Raw genomic sequence first — 20244 nt, forward strand, 5'->3', positions numbered from 1 at the left:
TAAAAACTAAATTATAGTTTTTCATTGATGTTGAGAAACTTATAAATTTATTATTTCAACAAATCAACAAATATTGTTTATTAAAATTTCACTTGTTATTTTAAGGTTATGAGAGCACTAAGAATATTACCATTTTTATTTTTGCTTTTATCTTGCGATAAAGGTTTATCGCCGGAAAATGCCGACCAGAAGGCGGGCTTTGGAGGAACTGTAACATTTATCGGGAATTGGAATTCCGCGGCAAAGCAGACTTACGTTGTAGCATTTAAAGATCCGCTTTTATCAATTAGTGATTTCAGCATATTTAATTTAAAATTTGTAAGCGATTCAATTCCGTTTGGTTCAAATAATTTTAATTATTCTACAAATAGCGAGAATGCAGTTTTATCGAATATTGAATTCGGCGATTATTCTTATGTTGCTGTTGCACAAACAATTAGGGACACTCTTTCTTTAGATAGAAATGATTGGATTGTTGCGGGAATTTATACTTCAAATGATGATTCTGCACAACCCGGAATTTTAAATATTCCGCAAGGTACGTTTATTGAAAATGTAAATATACTTTGTGATTTTAATAATCCGCCTCCGCAACCACCAAGTGAAATTCAAAATTTATTAAAATCTTTTTTTGAATCTAAGAAAAGTGACGAATGAAAAATTTTTATTTTCTAATAATAATATTGTTAGTTTCAGAAAATTTATTTGCTCAATTCGGAAGCATAAAAGGAAAAGTTACTGATAATTCTAACCTTCCGTTGTTGGGCGCAAATATTATTATTGAAGGAACTTTAATTGGAGTTGCAACTGATGAAAATGGATTTTTTAATATTCCCAAAATAAAAAATGGAAGTTATTTTTTAACCGCAAGTATTGTGGGATTTACAAAATTCAAATCAGAATTAATTCAAATAAATAATAACTCATTCGAATTAAATATTAAACTTACGCCGACGAGTTACCAATTCGATCAATTAATAATTTCCGCAAATAAATTCGGACAAGATTTACGAGGAATTTCATCAAGCAGTTATATTCTTGATTCAAAAATTTTTGCCGAAAAAAATTATCAAAAAGTTGATGATGCATTTCGTTATGTTCCGGGAATAACAATGACGCAAGATCAAATAAGCATAAGAGGATCAAGCGGATACAGCCGCGGCGCTGGAACAAGAGTGCTTGTTGCAATTGATGGAATTCCAGTTTATACTCCGGATACCGGAGAAATTATTTGGGAATTAATTCCTGTAAATGAAATTGAGCGAATTGAAATTCTTAAAGGTTCGTCTAGTTCTTTATATGGTTCATCGGCAATTGGCGGAATTATAAATATTATCACAAATAAAATTTCTACAAATCCGTTAACGTTAGTAAAATTAGAAGGCGGAATTTATTCTAATCCTTCACACGATGAATGGAAATGGACTGATAAAACTTTGAGCTTTAATCGGCAATCAATTTCTCATTCAAGATTATTTGGAAATTTAAATTTATCTGCATCACTTTCTAGATTTGAAGATTTGAGTTACAGAAAAAATGACAATCAAATTAGATATTCTGCATTTTTAAAAGCTGATTATAATTTTTCCGAAAATACTTCTCTTTCATTTTGGGGAACCGGATACACACGCGAAAAAAGTACGTTCATTTATTGGAAAGATTTGCAAAATGCTTTAGTTCCAGCTGATGCAGATTTGGGGCAATCAATAAATTCCGATCGAACAATTTTTGGCTTAAAATTCAATCATATTTATAATGAAAATTTATCGATAAGTTTTGTACCAAGCGCATACATTAGTTTCTGGAAAGATCAATCTGAAAGCAGCAATAAATCTTCAAGCCAATTATATAGAAATGAATTAAGAATTAATTACAAATTTTCTGATGAAATAAATTTGGTTTCCGGTGTTGAACATCAATATAACAAAGTTGGCTCAACAATTTTTGGAAACAGATCTTCAAATTCATTTGGAATTTTTTCTCAATTAGATTTTAAACTTTTTGAAAGATTAAATTTATCAACGGGATTAAGATATGATCATTCCAAACTTGAAAATTTAGATAACGAAAATTCTCTTTCTCCTAAAATAGGATTGAATTATAAAATTGATGATAATACATTTATCAGAGCTTCATTCGGGAAAGGATTTAGAACTCCTTCGCTCGCGGAAGCTTTTACTTCAACAACCACAAGCGGTGTAACGGTTAAACCGAATCCAAATTTAAATTCCGAATCAAGTCTATCTTTTGAAACCGGAATAAATACAAATATTTTGGATCCAATTAATATTGATTTTGCAATTTTTAATAATGAATATTTTGAAATGATTGAACCATCTTTTGATAGTTTCGGAGATATAATTTTCAAAAATCTTACTCGTGCAAGAATTCAAGGATTTGAAATAGTTTCTGCAACAAAATTATTTTCGGAAAATTTGAGTTTGAAATTTGGTTATAACTATTTGTGGGCAATCGATATCGAGAATAACGAATTTTTAAAGTACAGACCAAAAAATTCAGTAATAGCCGGAATTGATTTTAAAAAGGATTTTGTAGAATCCGGAATTGATTTTAGATATTTGAGCAGAGTTGAAAAGATTGATAATGAGTTTGTCGATTTGGGCTTGGTTCCAGATGGCGACAAACGAGTTGAAATTTTTGTAATTGATGCTCGGGTCGGAGTAAATCTTTTTCAAATTAATTTACCCGGCAGAATATTTTTTAGTATATCAAATTTATTGAATTATAATTACGTGGAGCTAATTGGTAATTTAGCTCCAGTAAGAAATTTTTCTTTAAGCACAGAATTTATTTTTTAGAATTTACTGTTTTGTAAATTCTAGAGTTGCATCAATTTCAAAACCTTGATATGGAACAGTTGATTCCAAAGTAACAATATTTCCCTCAACCACATATGGTGAAGATTCCGGTTCTTCTCCGTTAATTGTTATTGTAAGCGTGCCGTCTTTTGTTCCCCAAGTTCCGGCATCAACAGTTACAGAATCACTTTCCGTGGTAGTTGATTGGAATGTAAGATCATCTTTAAAAACCGCAGTAACTGAATATCCAGCTTGTTCCGGAGTTAATTCTAAATTTGAAGTTCCGAGCTTTGCTATAATTTTTGTTAAATCCCAAGTTCCCACTAAAGCTTGATCGATAACTAATTCCGGCTCCGTGGAAGATTTATCATCACTGCAAGAAATTATTATTGCGGTTAATAATAAAATTATAATGTATGTGAAATTGTGTTTCTTCATTTCTTCCCTTTCTGTTCTTTGATTTATTTAACAAAATAAAAATAATATTTTGCAAAGTAAAATTTCTCAATTTCTTTCAATTTTTTTAATCAATTTTATAATCTGAAAATACATTTATTAAAAAAACAAATGAGTGAAATTTGAAAGTATTATTTATTGGAGGAACCGGAAATATTAGCACAGAAGTTAGCAAACTGTGTCTTGAAAAAAGAATTGATTTATATTTATTAAATAGAGGAAATTCCGAAAATAAAATACACGGAGCAAAAGAAATAATTTGCGATTATTCCAATTTTGAGCAAAGTGAAAATTTATTAAAAAATCATTCTTGGGATGCTGTTGTAAATTGGATTGCTTTCAACAAAAATGATGTGGAAAAAGATATTAAACTATTTTCCGGAAAAACTAATCAATATATTTTTATTAGTTCTGCATCGGCTTATCAAAAGCCACCGGCTTCACCAGTTATTACAGAATCAACTCCTCTGAAAAATCCTTTTTGGCAATATTCAAGAGATAAAATTGAATGTGAGGAAACATTAATGAAAGCTTATAGAAATAATGATTTCCCAGTTACTATTGTTCGGCCTTCGCATACATATGATACTGTAATCCCTATTTCTGTAGGACCTTGGAATGAATATACAGTGGTTGATAGAATAAAAAAGAGGAAAAAAATAATTGTACATGGAGATGGAACATCACTCTGGGTTGTTACTCATTCTAAAGATTTTGCAAAAGGATTTATCGGTTTACTTGGTCATCAACAAGCAATTGGAGAATCTTTTCATATTACTTCAGATGAACTTTTAACATGGAATCAAATTTATGAAGCAATTGCCGAAGCAGTAAATAATGAACCAAATATAATTCATATTCCATCGGATTTTATTGGTAAATATGATGAACAACTTAAATGCAGTTTATTAGGCGATAAATCTTATAGTGTAATTTTTGATAACACGAAAATCAAGAAATTTGTGCCGGATTTTAAAGCTACAATTCCGTTTAAAATTGGAATTAAGGAAACAATAAATTGGTTTGAAGCAAAACAAGAAAGAAGAATCATTAAACAAGAAAGTAATAATTTAATTGATAAAATTATTACTGATTACGAAGAAATTTTTTTGCGATAATTTCACAATATATAATTGGAGTTGCCATGTACCAAATTAAAAAGTTCGATATTGGTTCCGTTGCCCTTTATTCATTTATACTTTACCTCATACTTACTTTCATAATTCTTCTTCCAATTGGATTGATTCTTTCTTTTGTATCTAATTTTATTCCAAATAGCGATGAATTAGAAACCGGGGTTTTACCATTTATAAGCGGAATATTCATATTCATTCTACCAATTTTTTATGCAGTAATTGGAACTGTAATTAATGTTATAGTTGTTGCAATTTATAATTTGATTTCTAAAAAATTTGGCGGTATAAAATTTGAATTACAAAATGTTAATAAAAATGAAGGGTTGATTTAAGCTAATCTTAGTTGTAAATAAAGTTAGTTCGTTCTAAAACTCTATTTATATAAATATTTTAACACTAAACAAGTTATATCATCGGATTGCTCATTTCCATTAGAAAAGTTTTGAACTTCTGAAATGATACTGTTTACAATTTCCTTTGCATTAAGTTCATTCTTATTTTTTAAAGTTTGAATTAATTGTTCTTCTTCAAATTCTTCATTATTTTCATTAAAAGTTTCGGTAATACCATCTGTATATAGAATTAGACTTTCACCGGGTTTAATTGAAATTATATTTGATTGGTATTCAACATTTTTAATTGCCCCCAATAAAAGCCCGCCAATATTTTCAAGTTGTTTTACTTCCCCATCGTTAGAAATTAAGAATGGCAAATTGTGTCCTCCATTTGTATATTCAAATGAACCGTTCCGAGTATCAAGAATACCGTAAAAAACTGTTACAAACATTCCCATAGGACTTTCATTTACCAAAATATTATTAACTTCATATAAAATATTGTCAGTTGGAATACCATTTAATGCAGTAGCTTTAAGTAATGTTTTGCAAACCGCCATCATCATTGCAGCTGCAATTCCTTTACCGGAAACATCCCCAATAATTATTCCTAATCGGTATTTATCAATTAGAAAAAAATCATATAAATCACCGCCAACTTCTTTTGCCGGAATCATTTTTGCATATATATCAAATTCGGTTCGTTGAGGAAATGCTGGGAATGTTTTGGGAAGTATTGATGTTTGAATCAAAGTTGCAATTTCCAATTCTTGTTGGAAAGCAATTAATTTTTCACGAGATAAAATTGCTTGCTTATATAATTCTATCTCATTTAGTGATTTCTCAATTGTGATTTCCAAATCTTTTAGATTAATTGGTTTTGTAATAAAATCAAACGCACCTCTATTCATAGCAGTTCTAATATTTTCCATATCTCCGTATGCGGAAACAATTATAGATCTTAAAATTTTGTTTTGCAATTCATTTAATTTTGAAAGAAGCGTTAGACCATCCATTACCGGCATATTAATATCTGTTAAAACCAAATTTATTGTAGAATTATTTGATATTATATTTAAAGCTTCCACACCATCTTTTGCAAAATGAAATGAGTACTCGTTTCCGCTAATTTTTTTTCTGAATTTCTGCAAAATTAAAAGTTCTAAATCGGGTTCATCATCAACAACAAGTATATTAACGGGCTGAAAAATATTATTAGTCATTTTAAGCTACCTCAAGTTGTGTTAATCTTGTTTTTAATTCATTAAATTCCAAAGGTTTTGTAAAATAATCATCCGCTCCCAAATTTTTTGCAAGATTGTAATTTTGTTCATCACCATAGGCAGTAATCATAATTACTTTTAATTTGGGATATTTCATTTTAACTTTTTTCAAGAGCTCCAATCCGGTCATTTCAGGCATATTAATATCGGTAAGCATGCAGTATTCATATTTATTTTCAATTGACTCAATGAGATTTAATGCCGATATTCCATTTAATGCAAAACTGATTTGTACATTACCGGATTTTATTTCTTTTCTAAACTTTTGTTGAAATAAAAATTGAACATCTTGCTCGTCATCAACAACTAATAATTTCAAGCTTAACTCCTTTTAAAATTAAATTCGTTTATTTTATTTATTAGGTAAAGTTATTATAAACTCCGTGTAATTATTTTCTTCGGACACAAAACTAATTTCACCGGAATGTTCTTTAACTATTATATCATAACTAAGTGAAAGTCCAAGCCCCGTGCCTTCTCCAGTTGGCTTAGTTGTAAAAAATGGATTAAATAATTTGTCTTGAAACTTGAGTGGAATTCCATCGCCATTATCTCTTATTATTATCACAACTTTGTTACTTACATTTTTTGTTGAAACTTTTAGAATTGGCGAAAAATCTTTACCAACTTTTAATTTTTTCTGATTTGCTGCATAACATGCATTGTTAACTATATTTAAGAATACTCGACTTATATCTTGCGGCACAACATTTATTTTCTGAAGTAATTCATCATAATCTTTTTCAATGGTAATGTTAAATTCTTTATTCAGTGCTCGCATACCATGGTAAGCAAGATTAACATCCTGTTCAAGAAGTACATTTATATTCGTTAAAGTTTTTTCTCCTGAAGTTCCTCTAGAATGCAAAAGCATACTCTTAACAATTGAGTCTGCACGTTTTCCATGATGATTAATTTTCTCAATATTTTGTTTTAGAGTCTCAGCAATTGCTTTTACTTCCGTTTTGTTCTCTTTTTCAAATTCTTCAAGCATTTCTGCAATTAGATCATTGCTCACTTCCGAAAAGTTATTAACAAAGTTTAAAGGATTTTTTATTTCGTGTGCTATACCGGCAGTAAGTTCTCCAAGCGATGCCATTTTTTCGGAATGTATAAGTTGTGCCTGTGTGGTTTTAAGTTCTGTATATGCTTTTTCAATTTCTTTCGCCTGTTCAAGATCTTTTGTCTTCCTATCATTTTCAAGTTGAAGTAACTTTTTATTTTCTATTTCTTTTCTTCTATCAAGCTCAAACCTTCTAACTCCTCCAAGTATTCCTATGAATCCTAAAAAATAAAAAGTATACGCCCACCAAGTCTGCCACCAAGGCGGTAGAATTTTAAGATTTAGTGTAACTCCTTCTTCATTCCAAACTTCATTATTGTTAGAAGCTTTTAGATGAAAAACATACTCGCCATGCGGAAGATTAGGATAAATTGCACTTCTTTGATTACCAACATATCTCCAGTCATCTTCATAATTTTCTAATTTATATGCAAATTGATTTTTCTTAGGATCAACAAAATGTGCGGCGAAATAATCGAATTCAATATCATTTTCGTCATAGTTTAAAGTCAAATTCTGTATTTCATAAATTGGTTTTCTAAGTAAAGAGTTTTTGCCTGGTTTAATCGATTTACCAAATAATTTTAAATCAGTAATTGAAATTTTGGGAGGAATAAGGTTATTCTGTATTTCATTAGGATTAAAAACCGTAATCCCATTTGATCCTCCAAAAATAAATAAACCATTTGATGTCTTTAATGCAGAACCATCTGCAAATTGGTTTGAATGAATTCCATCAACAACACCAAAATTGCTGAATTTTTTTTTCTTCAAATCAAATCTCGAAATTCCATCAAATGTACTTAACCATAAATAACCATTTTCTTCATCCGCTAAGATTCCCTGCACAGAATGTGATGGTAATCCATCTTTTTGAGTAAATGATTCTATTGATCCGGTTTTTTGATTGTATTTATTTAAACCTCCTAACCATGTTCCAATCCATACGGTATTATCTTTATCGATATATAACGAATTTACATCTTGAGTTGTTAAAGAGTTTGAAGCATCTTTTGAAAATCCAATTCTTGAATACAATTTGGTGTTAACTTCATATTTAAATAAACCATTATTTGTTCCAATCCAAATGTTGCCATCTTTACCTTTAGTTAAAACTGTAACTGAATTACTTGTAGCATCACCAATCCCTAAAACCTCAAAATTTATATTAGTTGTTGTTTCATTTAATTCATTGTATATATTAAGTCCAGTAGCTGTTCCGAACCAAATTGCATTGTTATTTACCTCTAAAGCAGTAAATACCAAATTATTACCCATATCTATGGGTAATCTTAATTTTTCAAATTTCCACTTAATCGGATCAACTTCATAGAATCCATTGCTTCCTCCCAAAAGAATTTTACCTTTTGATGTTTTTATGATATTGAATATTTCAAAATTTTTTGGAAGTACCTCTCTCTTAAATGTTCCTTCATTAGGATTAAATTTTACTATGGTTGCTCTATCACTTTTAAGCCATATTTCATTTTCTTTATATTCGAATATTGTACTAACCCATCCTGGTGATATACTATTATTATCGTCAACTTTTCCGGTGTATGATTGGAAATTATTTTTTACAATATCGTATTTGCTAATTCCGGCATCACCATTTGCTATCCAAATTGATCCTGAATTATCTAATATGACATCATTAGTATTGGGTGAATGTAACGCTGAGTTGTTTTGCGGATTTACTTCAGAAACCGATAATTCTTTTGTTTTAATATTAAAATACATCAATCCATAATTAGTTGCTAAATAGAGATTTTTTTTCTGATCATAGGTTATTTTATTAATATCTAAGGATTTATTTTCATTCAAATATTTATTAAATACTGAAAAATCTTTATAAGTACTGTCTTTAACATTATAATAAATAAGTCCATTATAATAAGTGCCCAACCATAAATTATCATTATCATCTTGTAAAAAAGATATTACAAGGGTCCGCTCTTTCAACGGATACCATTTAACATAATTTTTGCCATAGTCATATTCTGCAATTCCTTTTTCACCTGAAATCAAATACTTATCGTTCCCAAGTACTGAGATTTGAGCAATAGCTTTTGTTGAATCATCATTAACCGGTTGAATTTCCTTTACTGAATTGGATTTTGTATCAATTAAAAATAAACTGTTTTTTATATTCGAATAATGAAAATCAATAGTACAACATAAAATATTCCCATCCGTAGTTTCCACCATATCAAAAATTGCAAACAGTCTTTGATATTTTTGTGAAAAATTAGAAAAGCTAAATAGTCTAAAAGAATTTTGGTTCCGATCATATTTTGTAACTCCTCCTACAGAACCGATCCATATATTTCCTTTTGAATCTTCATATAATGAAGTAGTTAACGGTTCCTGTAAAAAATTTGTATCCGTTGGTACAACTGTAAAATTCTTAAATTCATAACCGTCATATCTCGTAACTCCATTAGAGGTTCCAATCCAGATGTAGCCAAGATGATCTTGCATTATACATCTTACAACATTAGAAGAAAGTCCGTCCTGTTCTGTAAAATGAGTAAACTTATCTTTTATTTGTTGGCTATAAAGTTGAGATATTATAAGCCAAATTATTACGATATATTTTTTGGATATCAAATTGCTTAAACTCACTATTTATTATTTCTAATCTTTTTATTATCAAATATTTCTGTTACCGATAAATCTTAATTTTCACGATGACTTGAGCTCATTGAATTTTATATTCTTAATGTTATTTTATTCTAAAGGTAAATGAATTTTAAACTCTGTGCCTTCGCCTTGCTTTGTTTTTACGCCAAGCTCGCCATCGTGTACTTTTTTTACAATATCATAACTAAGTGATAATCCTAATCCTGTTCCTTCTCCGGTTGGTTTGGTAGTGAAGAAGGGTTGGAAGATTTTATCTAAAATATCAGCAGGTATTCCATTTCCGTTATCACCTATTCTAATTTCAACTTTATCCTTTAAATTCTTTGTTATAACTTTTAACATTGGAGAGAAATCTTCTTTGTTCTTTTTCTTTTTATCATAAGCTGCATAACAGGCATTGTTAATAATATTCAAAAAAACTCTGCTGATATCCTGTGGAATTACATTTATCTTTTCCAACTTTTCATCATAATTTTTTTCTATTGTAATGTTAAATTCTTTGTTTTGTGCCCTCATTCCGTGATAAGCAAGATTAACATATTGATCTAGCAAATCATTTATATCAGTTAAAGTTTTTTCTCCTGATGATCCTCTTGAATGCATTAACATTCCTTTGACTATGGAATCTGCACGTTTTCCATGCTGATTTATTTTATCAAGATTTTGCATTAAAACATCTGCTATTGATAAAGCTTCACCTTTATTGTCATTTTCCAATTCTAACTTCATTTCTTCAAGTAGTTCTTGACTAATTTCAGAAAAGTTATTTACAAAGTTTAAAGGATTTTTTATTTCATGTGCAATGCCTGCCGTTAATGCACCTAATGATGCAAGTTTCTGCTGCGTTACAAGCTGCTCCTGCGTTTTGATAATCTCTTCATTTTTTTCCTGAAGAGTTTTTATTAACTGTGCCTTCGAAATTGCAGATACGGCATGCTCACGGAATTTATTAAGTATTCTTGCAGTTGAGGGATTAAATGCATTTTTATCAGCGAAACTGTCAAATACCACGTAAGCCTCTAAACTATTATCCCACTCTACTGCCATTGCAAGCATTGACTTTGCTTTACTAAATGCTGAGAGTCTTTCATCACCGAATAAATTATCTGTGTTGCTAATAATGTAAATACCTTTTTCAATTTCCTCAGAATTATCAGAGTATCTTTTTTTCAAATCTTCAGGAAAGAATGTTATTTTTTCCAAATCATTTACCTGATACCCAGTTGTAAAAGCAACATGAAATTGATTGTCTTTATGGTCAAGCAAGAATACCGCTGCTTTCTCTGCCTGAGGAATAAACCTAACGGTTTGCTCAAGCAGTGAATTGAACAATGTTTCAAGATCTTCAGCAATATTAATAACGCGCACTAACTTATCAACAGTTTCAAGCTCTTCAGCTTGTTTTTTAATGAGATCAGCTTCACGTAATTTTGCTTTATTACGTTCAATATTTATCAGCCTTTTACGTTGGATTCTATCAACAATAAAAATTCCCAATGCTATAATGAAAGTATAAATAAGAAATGCCCACCAAGTTAAATACCAAGGCGCTAATATTTTGAAAGCGAATAAATCTTCCTGTCCAATTTTTCCGTAAATATTTTTAGATCGAACATGAAAATTGTAATTGCCATTTGAAAGATTTGTATATACTTTCTTTGTTTCATTAGTCCAATTAGACCAATTCTCATCATTACCTTCAAGAAAATATTGATATTCATTAAATTCGGATTTTTCGAAACTCAGTGCTGAAACTTCAAAGGTTACATTATTTTTTGAAAATGGAAGAATATTATTTTCGTGTAATTTACTATGCGTTCCGTTATAAATAAGTGAATCATTATTAATCTGTACTTTACGTATTAATGTTTTGAATTTATAATTAATATTTCGATGCAGAGAAGGATCATAAATTATCAATCCTTCGTCATTACTTATCCATAATATTTCTTTGTTTGAGGTTGAGTCATAATCAGAATATATTTCAATAATGGAATTCAGATCAATGCCTTTGAGCTCTGGTTCCGGCTTCCAAACATATTTATTTATTTTATCCGGAATGGCTTTTCCCATTTCCAATTCGCCATTTATTTCAGCGACCACCCATAAATTATTTTCTAAACCATTTTTTATATACTGAATTGTCGTTGTTGAATTTGATAATGTTCTGCCAAGTGTTGTATCTGGAATAAATTTTTTAGTAATTTCCGAATACGTAAATGTTCCTCGATTTGTCGTTAAGATCATTTTATTGTTAATGTCATATATTTCCCAAGAATCAACTTGGAAGCCGGTTTTATCATCAAAATATTTGTAAATTAATTTTACGTCGGAATCAGTTGCTAAATTTTCAAAATCACCGGTAATATGTATTATTTTTCCATGAACACTCCTAAGCCATAGACTGTTTTTATTATCTTCAACAAGCGAGTATATTTCTTCATCAACAATTGGCGTTAGCAAAATTTTATATTTTCCATTACTGTTTTTTTGAAGAATTGAAATACCGGTTCTGTGACAAATATAAATTCGATTAGGAAAGTATTTGGATTGTACTAATTTATATGAATCATTTTCTGTTAACATTTTGGAAAACTTTTCTTTATCAACTATTGCAAGTCCCATATTTGTACTAGCCAAAAGATTACCATTATCAATATAAAATGAATTGCCAGGTTTGTTGCTGCCATTTACAAGTTCAAAAGCTGCGTTCTTATTATTAAAATACATTATGCCCATACTGTTTGAAGCATATATTCTATCTTTAAAATTCACAACAGAATTAATTGAGGTATTGAAAAAATATTTAGGAGAAATAAAATAGAATGGAGCATTAATTTCACAAAGTGCAATTCCATTATCTGCAGCTATCCATAATCCATCGTCAAAATCCGAATAAACATCAAACACAACATTTGTCGGAAGTTCGGAGTTTTGATTAATTATTTTGATTAATTCACCTTTGTTACTTACAACTACTACTCCACCACGTTGTGTTGCAAAAGCTATTGCTCCGTTTTTAAGAATGCAAGCATTATAGATTTGGTTATTAATTAAATATTCATCAACACTTGTTTTGAAGTTCGATACGGTTTTTCCATCATAAATGAAAATTCCGTTAAAATTTGTTGTTATAAGAATTTTATTACTTTGATTTGAATTTTCATCAGTAAAAAGAAGCATATCAAAAACACCGATTGATGAAAAATAATCTCCATTAGAAATTAATCTTAATGAATCACCCTCAATTTTCATTAATCCAACATCTTGATTTCTTGAATATATTTTATCATCAATATTATATAATCTGAATGCATAAACTGAATCCCAAGATGTAATTTTATTATTATCCCATCTATAAATTTTATTTTTAGTTTTGAAAAAGACACCTTCTGAGTTTACTGCAACATCCCAAATCTCATCATTTTGTTGATATTGATTTCCGAATGATTTTAACAAAGATTTGAACTTCATTTTTCCTATTGAGTCGGGTTCAAGAAAACCAATATCAGTACCGGCAGTAAGATATATTTTGCCATTATTATCTTTAACTATTGCTCTAACTATTTGCGATCGCGGAGTTTTTATATTGCGCCACGAAGCACCATCAAATTCCAGAACGCCTTCATTATTTCCAAAATACATTACGCCCCTATTATCTTGAACAATACTCCAATTCGCCGGATTTGATTTGTATTCTTTAGGGCTGTAATATTTTAGAAAAGGTTGTGCAATTAAATATAATTTGTTACTTTCATTTTGACCGAATGATGTTAAGAATAACGGAATAATAATTAGTATTAAATTTAGTAAATAACGTTTCTTAATAATCATTTACTTCTCAAGTTCTATAAATTTGATTGGAAGTTTACAGTAATTGTTTTTTTGTAGAAAAAAATTAAGATGTCACCTCAAAGTAAAATGACATCTTTATTAAGTAATAAATTTATTTGCTCAAAATTATTTCAATGGTTTAAGAGTTATATCACGGAAATATTTTGTTCCGATATAAGTTCTCATATCAAACCGCATATCTGTCATTTCACGCATTTTTTCTTGATCGGAAGTTTTATAATGCATTTCACTTATTTTATCCATTTTATCCTCGTCGGCTTGGTTATAATCAAGTGCAACACCAAAATTCTTGTACAATGCTGCAAATGCAATATCCCAATCTTCAGGACTTGATGGTGTATTTAGAAGAATATAATAACCTTCAAGTAATCCTTGCTTTTTTGCTTCTTCCTGAACTGGTAAAAAGTGAGTGCGAAGATATTTCATGTAGTTATCAAACTGCCCAGGTTTTGTTCTATAAAAACTTACAACACGTACATTGCCCTCTGTATAATGCTCTTGTCCGAATAAACTAACGGAGAATAGAATCATGATTAACGATAGTAGAGTTAAGATTTTTATTTTTTTCATTTTTTCCTCTTTGTGAAATATTTAATTAATTACGATTAAGAATTTTTAACAAAATTTAGTTCAACATTATTGTGTTTTAGATGTTCTTCCGCCATGATCTCCGACTAAAAACCATTTACCGTCTTTTTTCATCAATATATCTGTCCATTTTCCAGCTGTTGGCTCTTCCTTTCCGGTTTGATTATTTTTTTCTATTTGTGAATAAAAATAATTGGCAAATGCAAAATCACCTTTAACCCAAACAGTTACTGGAGTTAAAGTATATAGTACAGTAGTATTATTTTTAAATTCATTTGTTATCCATTTAGAAGTATTAGATTTATTTTGAGGAACAACTATTTGATAGCTCCACCCAATATAACTTTCATCAAAATATGACAGAAATCCTTGTGCATCTCCCTTTGATGAAACTTCCCAATATTTTTCTACTCCAGCCCAAACTTCTTTTTGCTCCGAAGTCCAAGATTGTCCATTTATACTACTTATAATTCCAATTAAAAATATGCTTAGTATAATTATGTTCTTTTTCATTTAATTTCCTTTAAGATATTTTATTAAAATTTCTATTTACTAAATTTTACTTCTCTGTAAATTTCATCCGAGTGTTTTCCGGTAAAATATTTATTATAAGCTTTGTTAAATTTTTCTCGATCTTCTTTAGTCGTCCAGCTTTCTTTAAATAGTTCTTCTAATTTCTGCATTGCTTTGGGTATATCTTCCCAAGTTTTTATTTCTGTTATTTCTAATATGTCTCGGTTGTTATTTCCCCACCAATGTCTTATAGTTTTGTGACTAATTACATATGGGTTTTTATCCCAAACCTTTGTTTGAAATTGATGAGTAAGTGAATCAAATTCAGTGGCGCTTCCATCTTCGGGGAAAGCTGCTTCAAGATTTTGAATTATAAAAGCATTTCCCGTTTGTTGGGCAAATGTTGATTTACTCGAAATTGAAATAATTAAAAAAAGAGTGATTGTAAGAATGTGTTTCATAGAACTATCTCCTTTATTTTTTGGATTTTTTCTTAATTTGTTTAATCTTTGCATCTAATCTTTAAGTTTTATTGATCCATTTGCTAATTCAATATTTCCATCATTTTTATATAAAATGGAATGCGTATCACCTTGATAGAAATCTGCAAACATAACAACTAACGTACTATCAACTTCTACCCAAGATTTTATTATTGTTTTATTATCAATATGAATTGTTTTGGTTTTTTCATTATTTATTTTTTTACTTTTAGAATCCTTCCAAGAAAGTGTTGAATCAGTTGTGATCATTATTTCAACGGTAAATAGGTCATATTCAATAATCATTTCTTTGCCAATTATATTTTGATATGTCAAACTCAATTCTTTGTTTTCTAACTTTTCAATTGAGTTATTTTCCTCAGCTATTGCATCATAATATTCCCATTCAAACTCAGTATTTTGTTTATAGAAAGGTTTTCCAAACATTATAATTTCGGCTAATTTTCTTTCATCGGTTTGTGCAGATAAAGTGGAAAATATTGCTGTGATTACAAATATTATGAATAAAGTTGAATTAACTAATTTCATTATTGTACCTTTCGTATTATTTCTAAATATTTATTTTAAGAATTTTAATTACCGCTTAACCACTGCTCAAAACTTTTATTTGTTTCACCAAAAGAATAACTCCAGTCCGGCAGAAGTCTTAAACCGCTATTACTTTTCCAAATAAAATTTACAGCTTCATTAATATCTTCAGTATTTACTATTTTGATTAAAAACATTTCGAATTCAGATAGGTTTTCATTTTTCATCTCACAATTAATATTTTGAGCAACTAAAGTATTTTGAATTATCTCAGCTTGTCTTAAATCATAAGTCGCCCAAACAATTCCATTATTTCCGTTTAGATAATCTTTTTCATTATATGAGATAACAAATTCTATTTTACTGCCAAATGGTAAAATTGGCGGATTTTCATTACTAATTGTTTTCCATTCAATTGATTTTTGAGGATCAATTTTAATTGTTCCGAAATTGCTATAAATTCCATTGATTGTAATTGATTTCACAATTTTCTATCGATTCTTACATGTTGAATGTTGGAAAACTCATTACAAAAGTAGCTTGAAATATTACGGATATCTTGTACTATTTACGCAAAAGTGTGGATTATTTGTTCAAATTGTTTTTTTTTGTAGAAAAATCTTTGTTTGGAAAGGAATTTAAGTTCAAATGATGAAGCAATAATTTTTATACTGTACTTTTTTTATATTCTGATGGACTAAAACCAAATTGTTTTTTGAATGAACGTGAAAAATATGCTTGATCGCTAAATCCGACCATATAACATATTTCTGCTACATTTCCGACATTATGTTTTAACAAATCCGCAGCTCTCTGCAAACGAAGTGATCTTATTAATTGTCCAGCTGGTTGATCAATTAGTGCATTTAATTTTCTATTTAGTTGCGAAATACTCATATTTACTTTAGATGCAATATCTTCAATTGTAAAATTTTCATTTTTAAAATTGGATTCAATAAATTTTAATACATTTTCCAAAAATTTTTGATCTACAGAAATTTCTGTGATTTCTGAAGGCTTTAGAATTGTGGATTTACTAAATTTCTTTCTTAATTGTTTGCGCTGATAAATTAAATTTTTTACTCTAACAATCAATTCTTTAGCACTAAATGGTTTGGTTAGATAAGCATCAATTCCGGTTTCCAAACCTTCTATTTTATCATCTAAAGCAGCTTTTGCTGTCAACATAATTATTGGAATATGGCTTGTTTTATCATTACTGCGAATTTTTTTACAAAATTGATAACCATCTATTTTGGGCATCATTACATCTGTAATTATTAAATCGGGAATTTCAGCTTCAGCTTTTTTAATTCCCTCTTCTCCATTTGATGCTTCAAAAATTTTATATTCATTTTCAATTTGCTCTTTTATATATGATCTCACATCTGAATTATCATCAACTATTAAAATAATTTCGGAATTTTTATTTTGTGAAATATTTTCCATCTGTGAATTAATTATTTCAACTTTTCCTTCTTTAAGAATTTCAATATCATTTTGATTTATAAATTTTGTGGAAAAATCGACCAATTGTTCTTTTTTCAAATTTAAATCGCCTATAGGAAGTTCTATTGTAAATTCCGTCCAATAATTTTCTTCACTTTCAACATTAATTTTTCCGTTATGAAGTAGAATTAATTCATTTGCTAAAGCTAATCCAATTCCGGTTCCTTCAAATTCGCGAGTGTTTGAACCTTCAACTTGATAAAATCGATCGAAAATATGAGGTAAGTGCTTTTTACTAATTCCTTTTCCGTTATCTTTAATTTTTATTAAAACTAAAGAATTTCCTCTTAAACTTAAACTAACCGAAACTTCGCCACCGGATTTTGTAAATTTTATTGAATTCGAAATAAAATTATAGAAAACTTTTTCCATTCTATCCGGATCAAAAATTACTGGAATGTTTTCTAAATCAGATTTGAATTTTAAACTAATTTTATGTGTTTCTGCAATAGATTCAAATGAATAAAATAAACTTTTTAGAAAAGAAACAATATTATGTTGTTTTGCTTCAAGTTTCATACTTCCGGCTTCAATTTTTGATAAATCCAATAACTGATTTATTAAATCTAAAAGTCTTCGTGCATTCCTATTTGCAACGTGAAGTTTTCCTTTTTCCTTAGTTTCAATATTTGAAGAAAGAACACTTTCTATTTGTCCCAAAACTAATGTAAGTGGAGTTCTAAATTCATGAGAAATATTTGCAAAAAAGTAAGATTTTAGCTGATCGAGTTCTTTTAGTTTTTCAAAAGCTGCTAATTCGAGTTCCAAAGAATGTTTTTTGCGAATTCGTTTTAACTCATAATTTCTAATAAGAAATAATATTCCCAAAAATATAAATGCATAAATAAGATATGACCACCAAGTTAAATACCAAGGAGGAAGAATTGAAAAAATATATGAATCTTCGGTTCCAATTTTTCCATAAATATTTTTGGATTTAACACGAAAAGTATAATCTCCGCTTGAAAGATTTGTATATTCCTTTATATTTTCATTACTCCATTCCGACCAGTTTTTTTCATATCCTTCAAGCAAAAATTGATATTCATTTTGTTCAGGTTTATCAAAACTTGTTGAAGTAAATTGAAATACCAAATCATTATTTCTAAAAGAAAAAATATTTTTTTTCGAAGTTTTTTTATTTTTTGTACCGGCATGAACTAATGAATCATGATTAACAATTACATTTCTGATAAATGTTGCAAATTTATCTTTCAGAAATCTATTATTTTTCGGAGAATACTGAATTAAACCTTCATCCGAACTTATCCATAAAATTTCTTTTTCTTCAATTGGATTGTAATCCGAATAAATTGTAAAAATTCTGCTTAAATCTAATCTTTGAAATTCCGGAGATGGTGTCCACAAATAATTATTGGAGTTTTGTTTTATAGCTTTACCAAATTTTAATCCATCTTCAGTTTTTGCCAAAATCCAAAAGTTATGATTTATGTCTTCTTCATAAAACTTTATTAAATGTGTTGAATTTGTAAAAGCTGCACCCAAAATTGAATCCGGATTAAAACTTTTTGTTTTTTCATCAAAATTGAAAAATCCTTTATCTGTTGCAAAAAAAGGTTTTTCATCAATTAATAATATTGATGCTAAATTTCCCGGAAGTTCCTTGTTGTTATCATAATAATCTATATTTATTTTAGTTGAATCAACAGCATCAAATAAATAAGTATCTTTGCACGAAATTTGAATCGCACCTTGGTAATAAGTTGTTAGCCATAAACTTCCATTTTCGTCTTCAATAATATTTGCAATTTCAAAAGGAACTTGAGGTAGTTTTATTAAAAGTTGAAATCTGCCATTTTTGTATTTTAAAATATTTATTCCTTCTCTATGGTTTACATAAAAAATATTCGTATCGATATTTGATTTGCATCCAACCGATGCAGTTAAATCAAATAATTTTTCAATTGTATTATCATCATTAACTTTTGAAATTCCATCCATTGTGAGAACAAAAAGTGAATTTCCAAATGAGAAAAAATTATAACCGCTTGAAGTAATTCCTTTAAATGTTTTGAATGTTAAAGTAGTTTCATCATAATGGAGAAGTCCGAATGAATTTGTAGCATAAATTTTATTTTTAAATCTATAAATTGATGAAAAATAATTTTTACCGGTTTTTTCAATTGGAAGAATTTTAAATGGTGAATCAATTTCAATTCTTGCAATTCCGTCTGTCATTGCCAACCATAAACTTCCTTGTTTATCGGGAAAAACATCATACACAATATCTGTTTTAAGTCCGTTTTTAGAATTAATATTCTGAATAAATTTTCCATTTTTGTCAATTATAATAATTCCGCCTCTTTGAGTTGCAATTGCAATATTTTCATTAAAAAGTTTACACGCATTATAAATTTTATTTTTAAATAAAAATTGATCGGCTTCGGTTTTGAATTTTGTAAAATTATATCCGCTATAAAGAAATAATCCGTTTGTGTTTGTAGTAATTAAAATTTTATCATTAAAAGGAATCATATCATAGACTCCAATACTTGCAAAACTTTCGCCATCCGGAATAAATTTAACTGAGTTACCAATTATTTTTTGTAATCCGATTCCATTATTTCTAACAAATATATCATCTCCAACTTTATATAATCTGTATGAAAAAACGGAATCAATAATTGTAATATTATTATTGTGAAAACGAAAAATTTGATCTTGGGTCTTAAAATAAATTCCATTTGAATTTTCAGCAACATCCCAAACATCTCCAAAATTTGGAATGTTTGAACTAATTTTACGAAGCGAAACAAATTGAAGTTGACCAATTGAATCTGCATCTAAATAACCAAAATCAGATGATGCAGCAACATAAATTCTTCCTTTTGAATCCATACACATTGATCTGACAATTGAATTGTTGCTGGTTTTTATTAATCTCCAAGAAGTACCATCATATTCAAGAATTCCCGAATCATTTCCAAAATACATAAATCCTCTTTGATCTTGAAGAATACACCAGTTTTGAAATCCAGAATTGTATTCATTT

The 20244-nt window shown here is 28.8% G+C and carries 15 protein-coding genes; 4 read left to right on the forward strand and 11 right to left on the reverse strand.

Translation table 11 applies throughout. From position 1 onward, the window contains the following. Positions 1 to 108: 108 nt before the first annotated feature. Both IPM32_03905 and IPM32_03910 read left to right on the forward strand, forming a co-directional pair. A complete protein-coding gene (locus tag IPM32_03905; GenBank protein ID MBK8944397.1) occupies positions 109 to 657 on the forward strand; it encodes a hypothetical protein in 549 nt (182 codons plus the stop codon). Further along, positions 654 to 2819 carry a TonB-dependent receptor gene (locus IPM32_03910; protein MBK8944398.1) on the forward strand — a complete coding sequence of 722 codons (2166 nt, stop codon included), beginning with the start codon at positions 654 to 656 and terminating at the stop codon, positions 2817 to 2819. The genes IPM32_03905 and IPM32_03910 overlap by 4 nt, the downstream gene beginning before the upstream one ends. Positions 2820 to 2822: 3 nt before the next feature. On the opposite strand, the gene IPM32_03915 is transcribed toward IPM32_03910, so the two are convergent. Next, positions 2823 to 3257: a lipocalin family protein gene (locus IPM32_03915; protein ID MBK8944399.1), complete on the reverse strand. Its 435-nt coding sequence runs from the start codon at positions 3255 to 3257 to the stop codon at positions 2823 to 2825. Positions 3258 to 3397: 140 nt separating this feature from the next. Here IPM32_03915 and IPM32_03920 point away from each other — a divergent pair, with 140 nt between their 5' ends. Both IPM32_03920 and IPM32_03925 read left to right on the forward strand, forming a co-directional pair. Further along, positions 3398 to 4393, forward strand: coding sequence for an SDR family oxidoreductase (locus IPM32_03920; protein MBK8944400.1), 996 nt, complete (start codon positions 3398 to 3400; stop codon positions 4391 to 4393). 26 nt (positions 4394 to 4419) lie between these two features. Beyond that, complete coding sequence (locus tag IPM32_03925) at positions 4420 to 4743, forward strand: hypothetical protein (protein MBK8944401.1); 324 nt, start codon at positions 4420 to 4422, stop codon at positions 4741 to 4743. Positions 4744 to 4784: 41 nt separating this feature from the next. Here the strand turns inward: IPM32_03925 and IPM32_03930 are convergent, their stop codons facing one another. From IPM32_03930 to IPM32_03975, 10 genes are all read right to left on the reverse strand, one after another. Next, entirely contained in the window at positions 4785 to 5969 is a 1185-nt protein-coding gene (locus IPM32_03930; GenBank protein MBK8944402.1) for a SpoIIE family protein phosphatase, read from the reverse strand. Position 5970: 1 nt separating this feature from the next. After that, complete coding sequence (locus IPM32_03935; protein MBK8944403.1) at positions 5971 to 6348, reverse strand: response regulator; 378 nt, start codon at positions 6346 to 6348, stop codon at positions 5971 to 5973. 33 nt (positions 6349 to 6381) lie between these two features. Then, positions 6382 to 9702 (reverse strand): GHKL domain-containing protein, encoded by a 3321-nt coding sequence (locus tag IPM32_03940; GenBank protein MBK8944404.1) that lies wholly within the window; start codon positions 9700 to 9702, stop codon positions 6382 to 6384. A 120-nt stretch (positions 9703 to 9822) separates the two neighbouring features. Further along, positions 9823 to 13569 carry a hypothetical protein gene (locus tag IPM32_03945; GenBank protein MBK8944405.1) on the reverse strand — a complete coding sequence of 1249 codons (3747 nt, stop codon included), beginning with the start codon at positions 13567 to 13569 and terminating at the stop codon, positions 9823 to 9825. 126 nt (positions 13570 to 13695) lie between these two features. Beyond that, positions 13696 to 14121, reverse strand: coding sequence for a hypothetical protein (locus tag IPM32_03950; protein ID MBK8944406.1), 426 nt, complete (start codon positions 14119 to 14121; stop codon positions 13696 to 13698). A 105-nt stretch (positions 14122 to 14226) separates the two neighbouring features. After that, positions 14227 to 14691, reverse strand: a complete 465-nt coding sequence (locus IPM32_03955; GenBank protein MBK8944407.1) for a hypothetical protein — start codon at positions 14689 to 14691, stop codon at positions 14227 to 14229. A 32-nt stretch (positions 14692 to 14723) separates the two neighbouring features. Beyond that, on the reverse strand, positions 14724 to 15152 hold the full coding sequence (locus IPM32_03960; protein MBK8944408.1) for a hypothetical protein: 429 nt from the start codon (positions 15150 to 15152) through the stop codon (positions 14724 to 14726). A 54-nt stretch (positions 15153 to 15206) separates the two neighbouring features. Further along, positions 15207 to 15722 carry a hypothetical protein gene (locus tag IPM32_03965; protein ID MBK8944409.1) on the reverse strand — a complete coding sequence of 172 codons (516 nt, stop codon included), beginning with the start codon at positions 15720 to 15722 and terminating at the stop codon, positions 15207 to 15209. Positions 15723 to 15766: 44 nt separating this feature from the next. Then, entirely contained in the window at positions 15767 to 16207 is a 441-nt protein-coding gene (locus tag IPM32_03970) for a hypothetical protein (protein ID MBK8944410.1), read from the reverse strand. A 181-nt stretch (positions 16208 to 16388) separates the two neighbouring features. Continuing rightward, positions 16389 to 20186 (reverse strand): response regulator, encoded by a 3798-nt coding sequence (locus tag IPM32_03975; protein MBK8944411.1) that lies wholly within the window; start codon positions 20184 to 20186, stop codon positions 16389 to 16391. Between the last annotated feature and the right edge of the window lie 58 nt (positions 20187 to 20244).

The sequence above is a fragment of the Ignavibacteriota bacterium genome, from assembly GCA_016716225.1.
Lineage (GTDB): Bacteria > Bacteroidota > Ignavibacteria > Ignavibacteriales > Melioribacteraceae.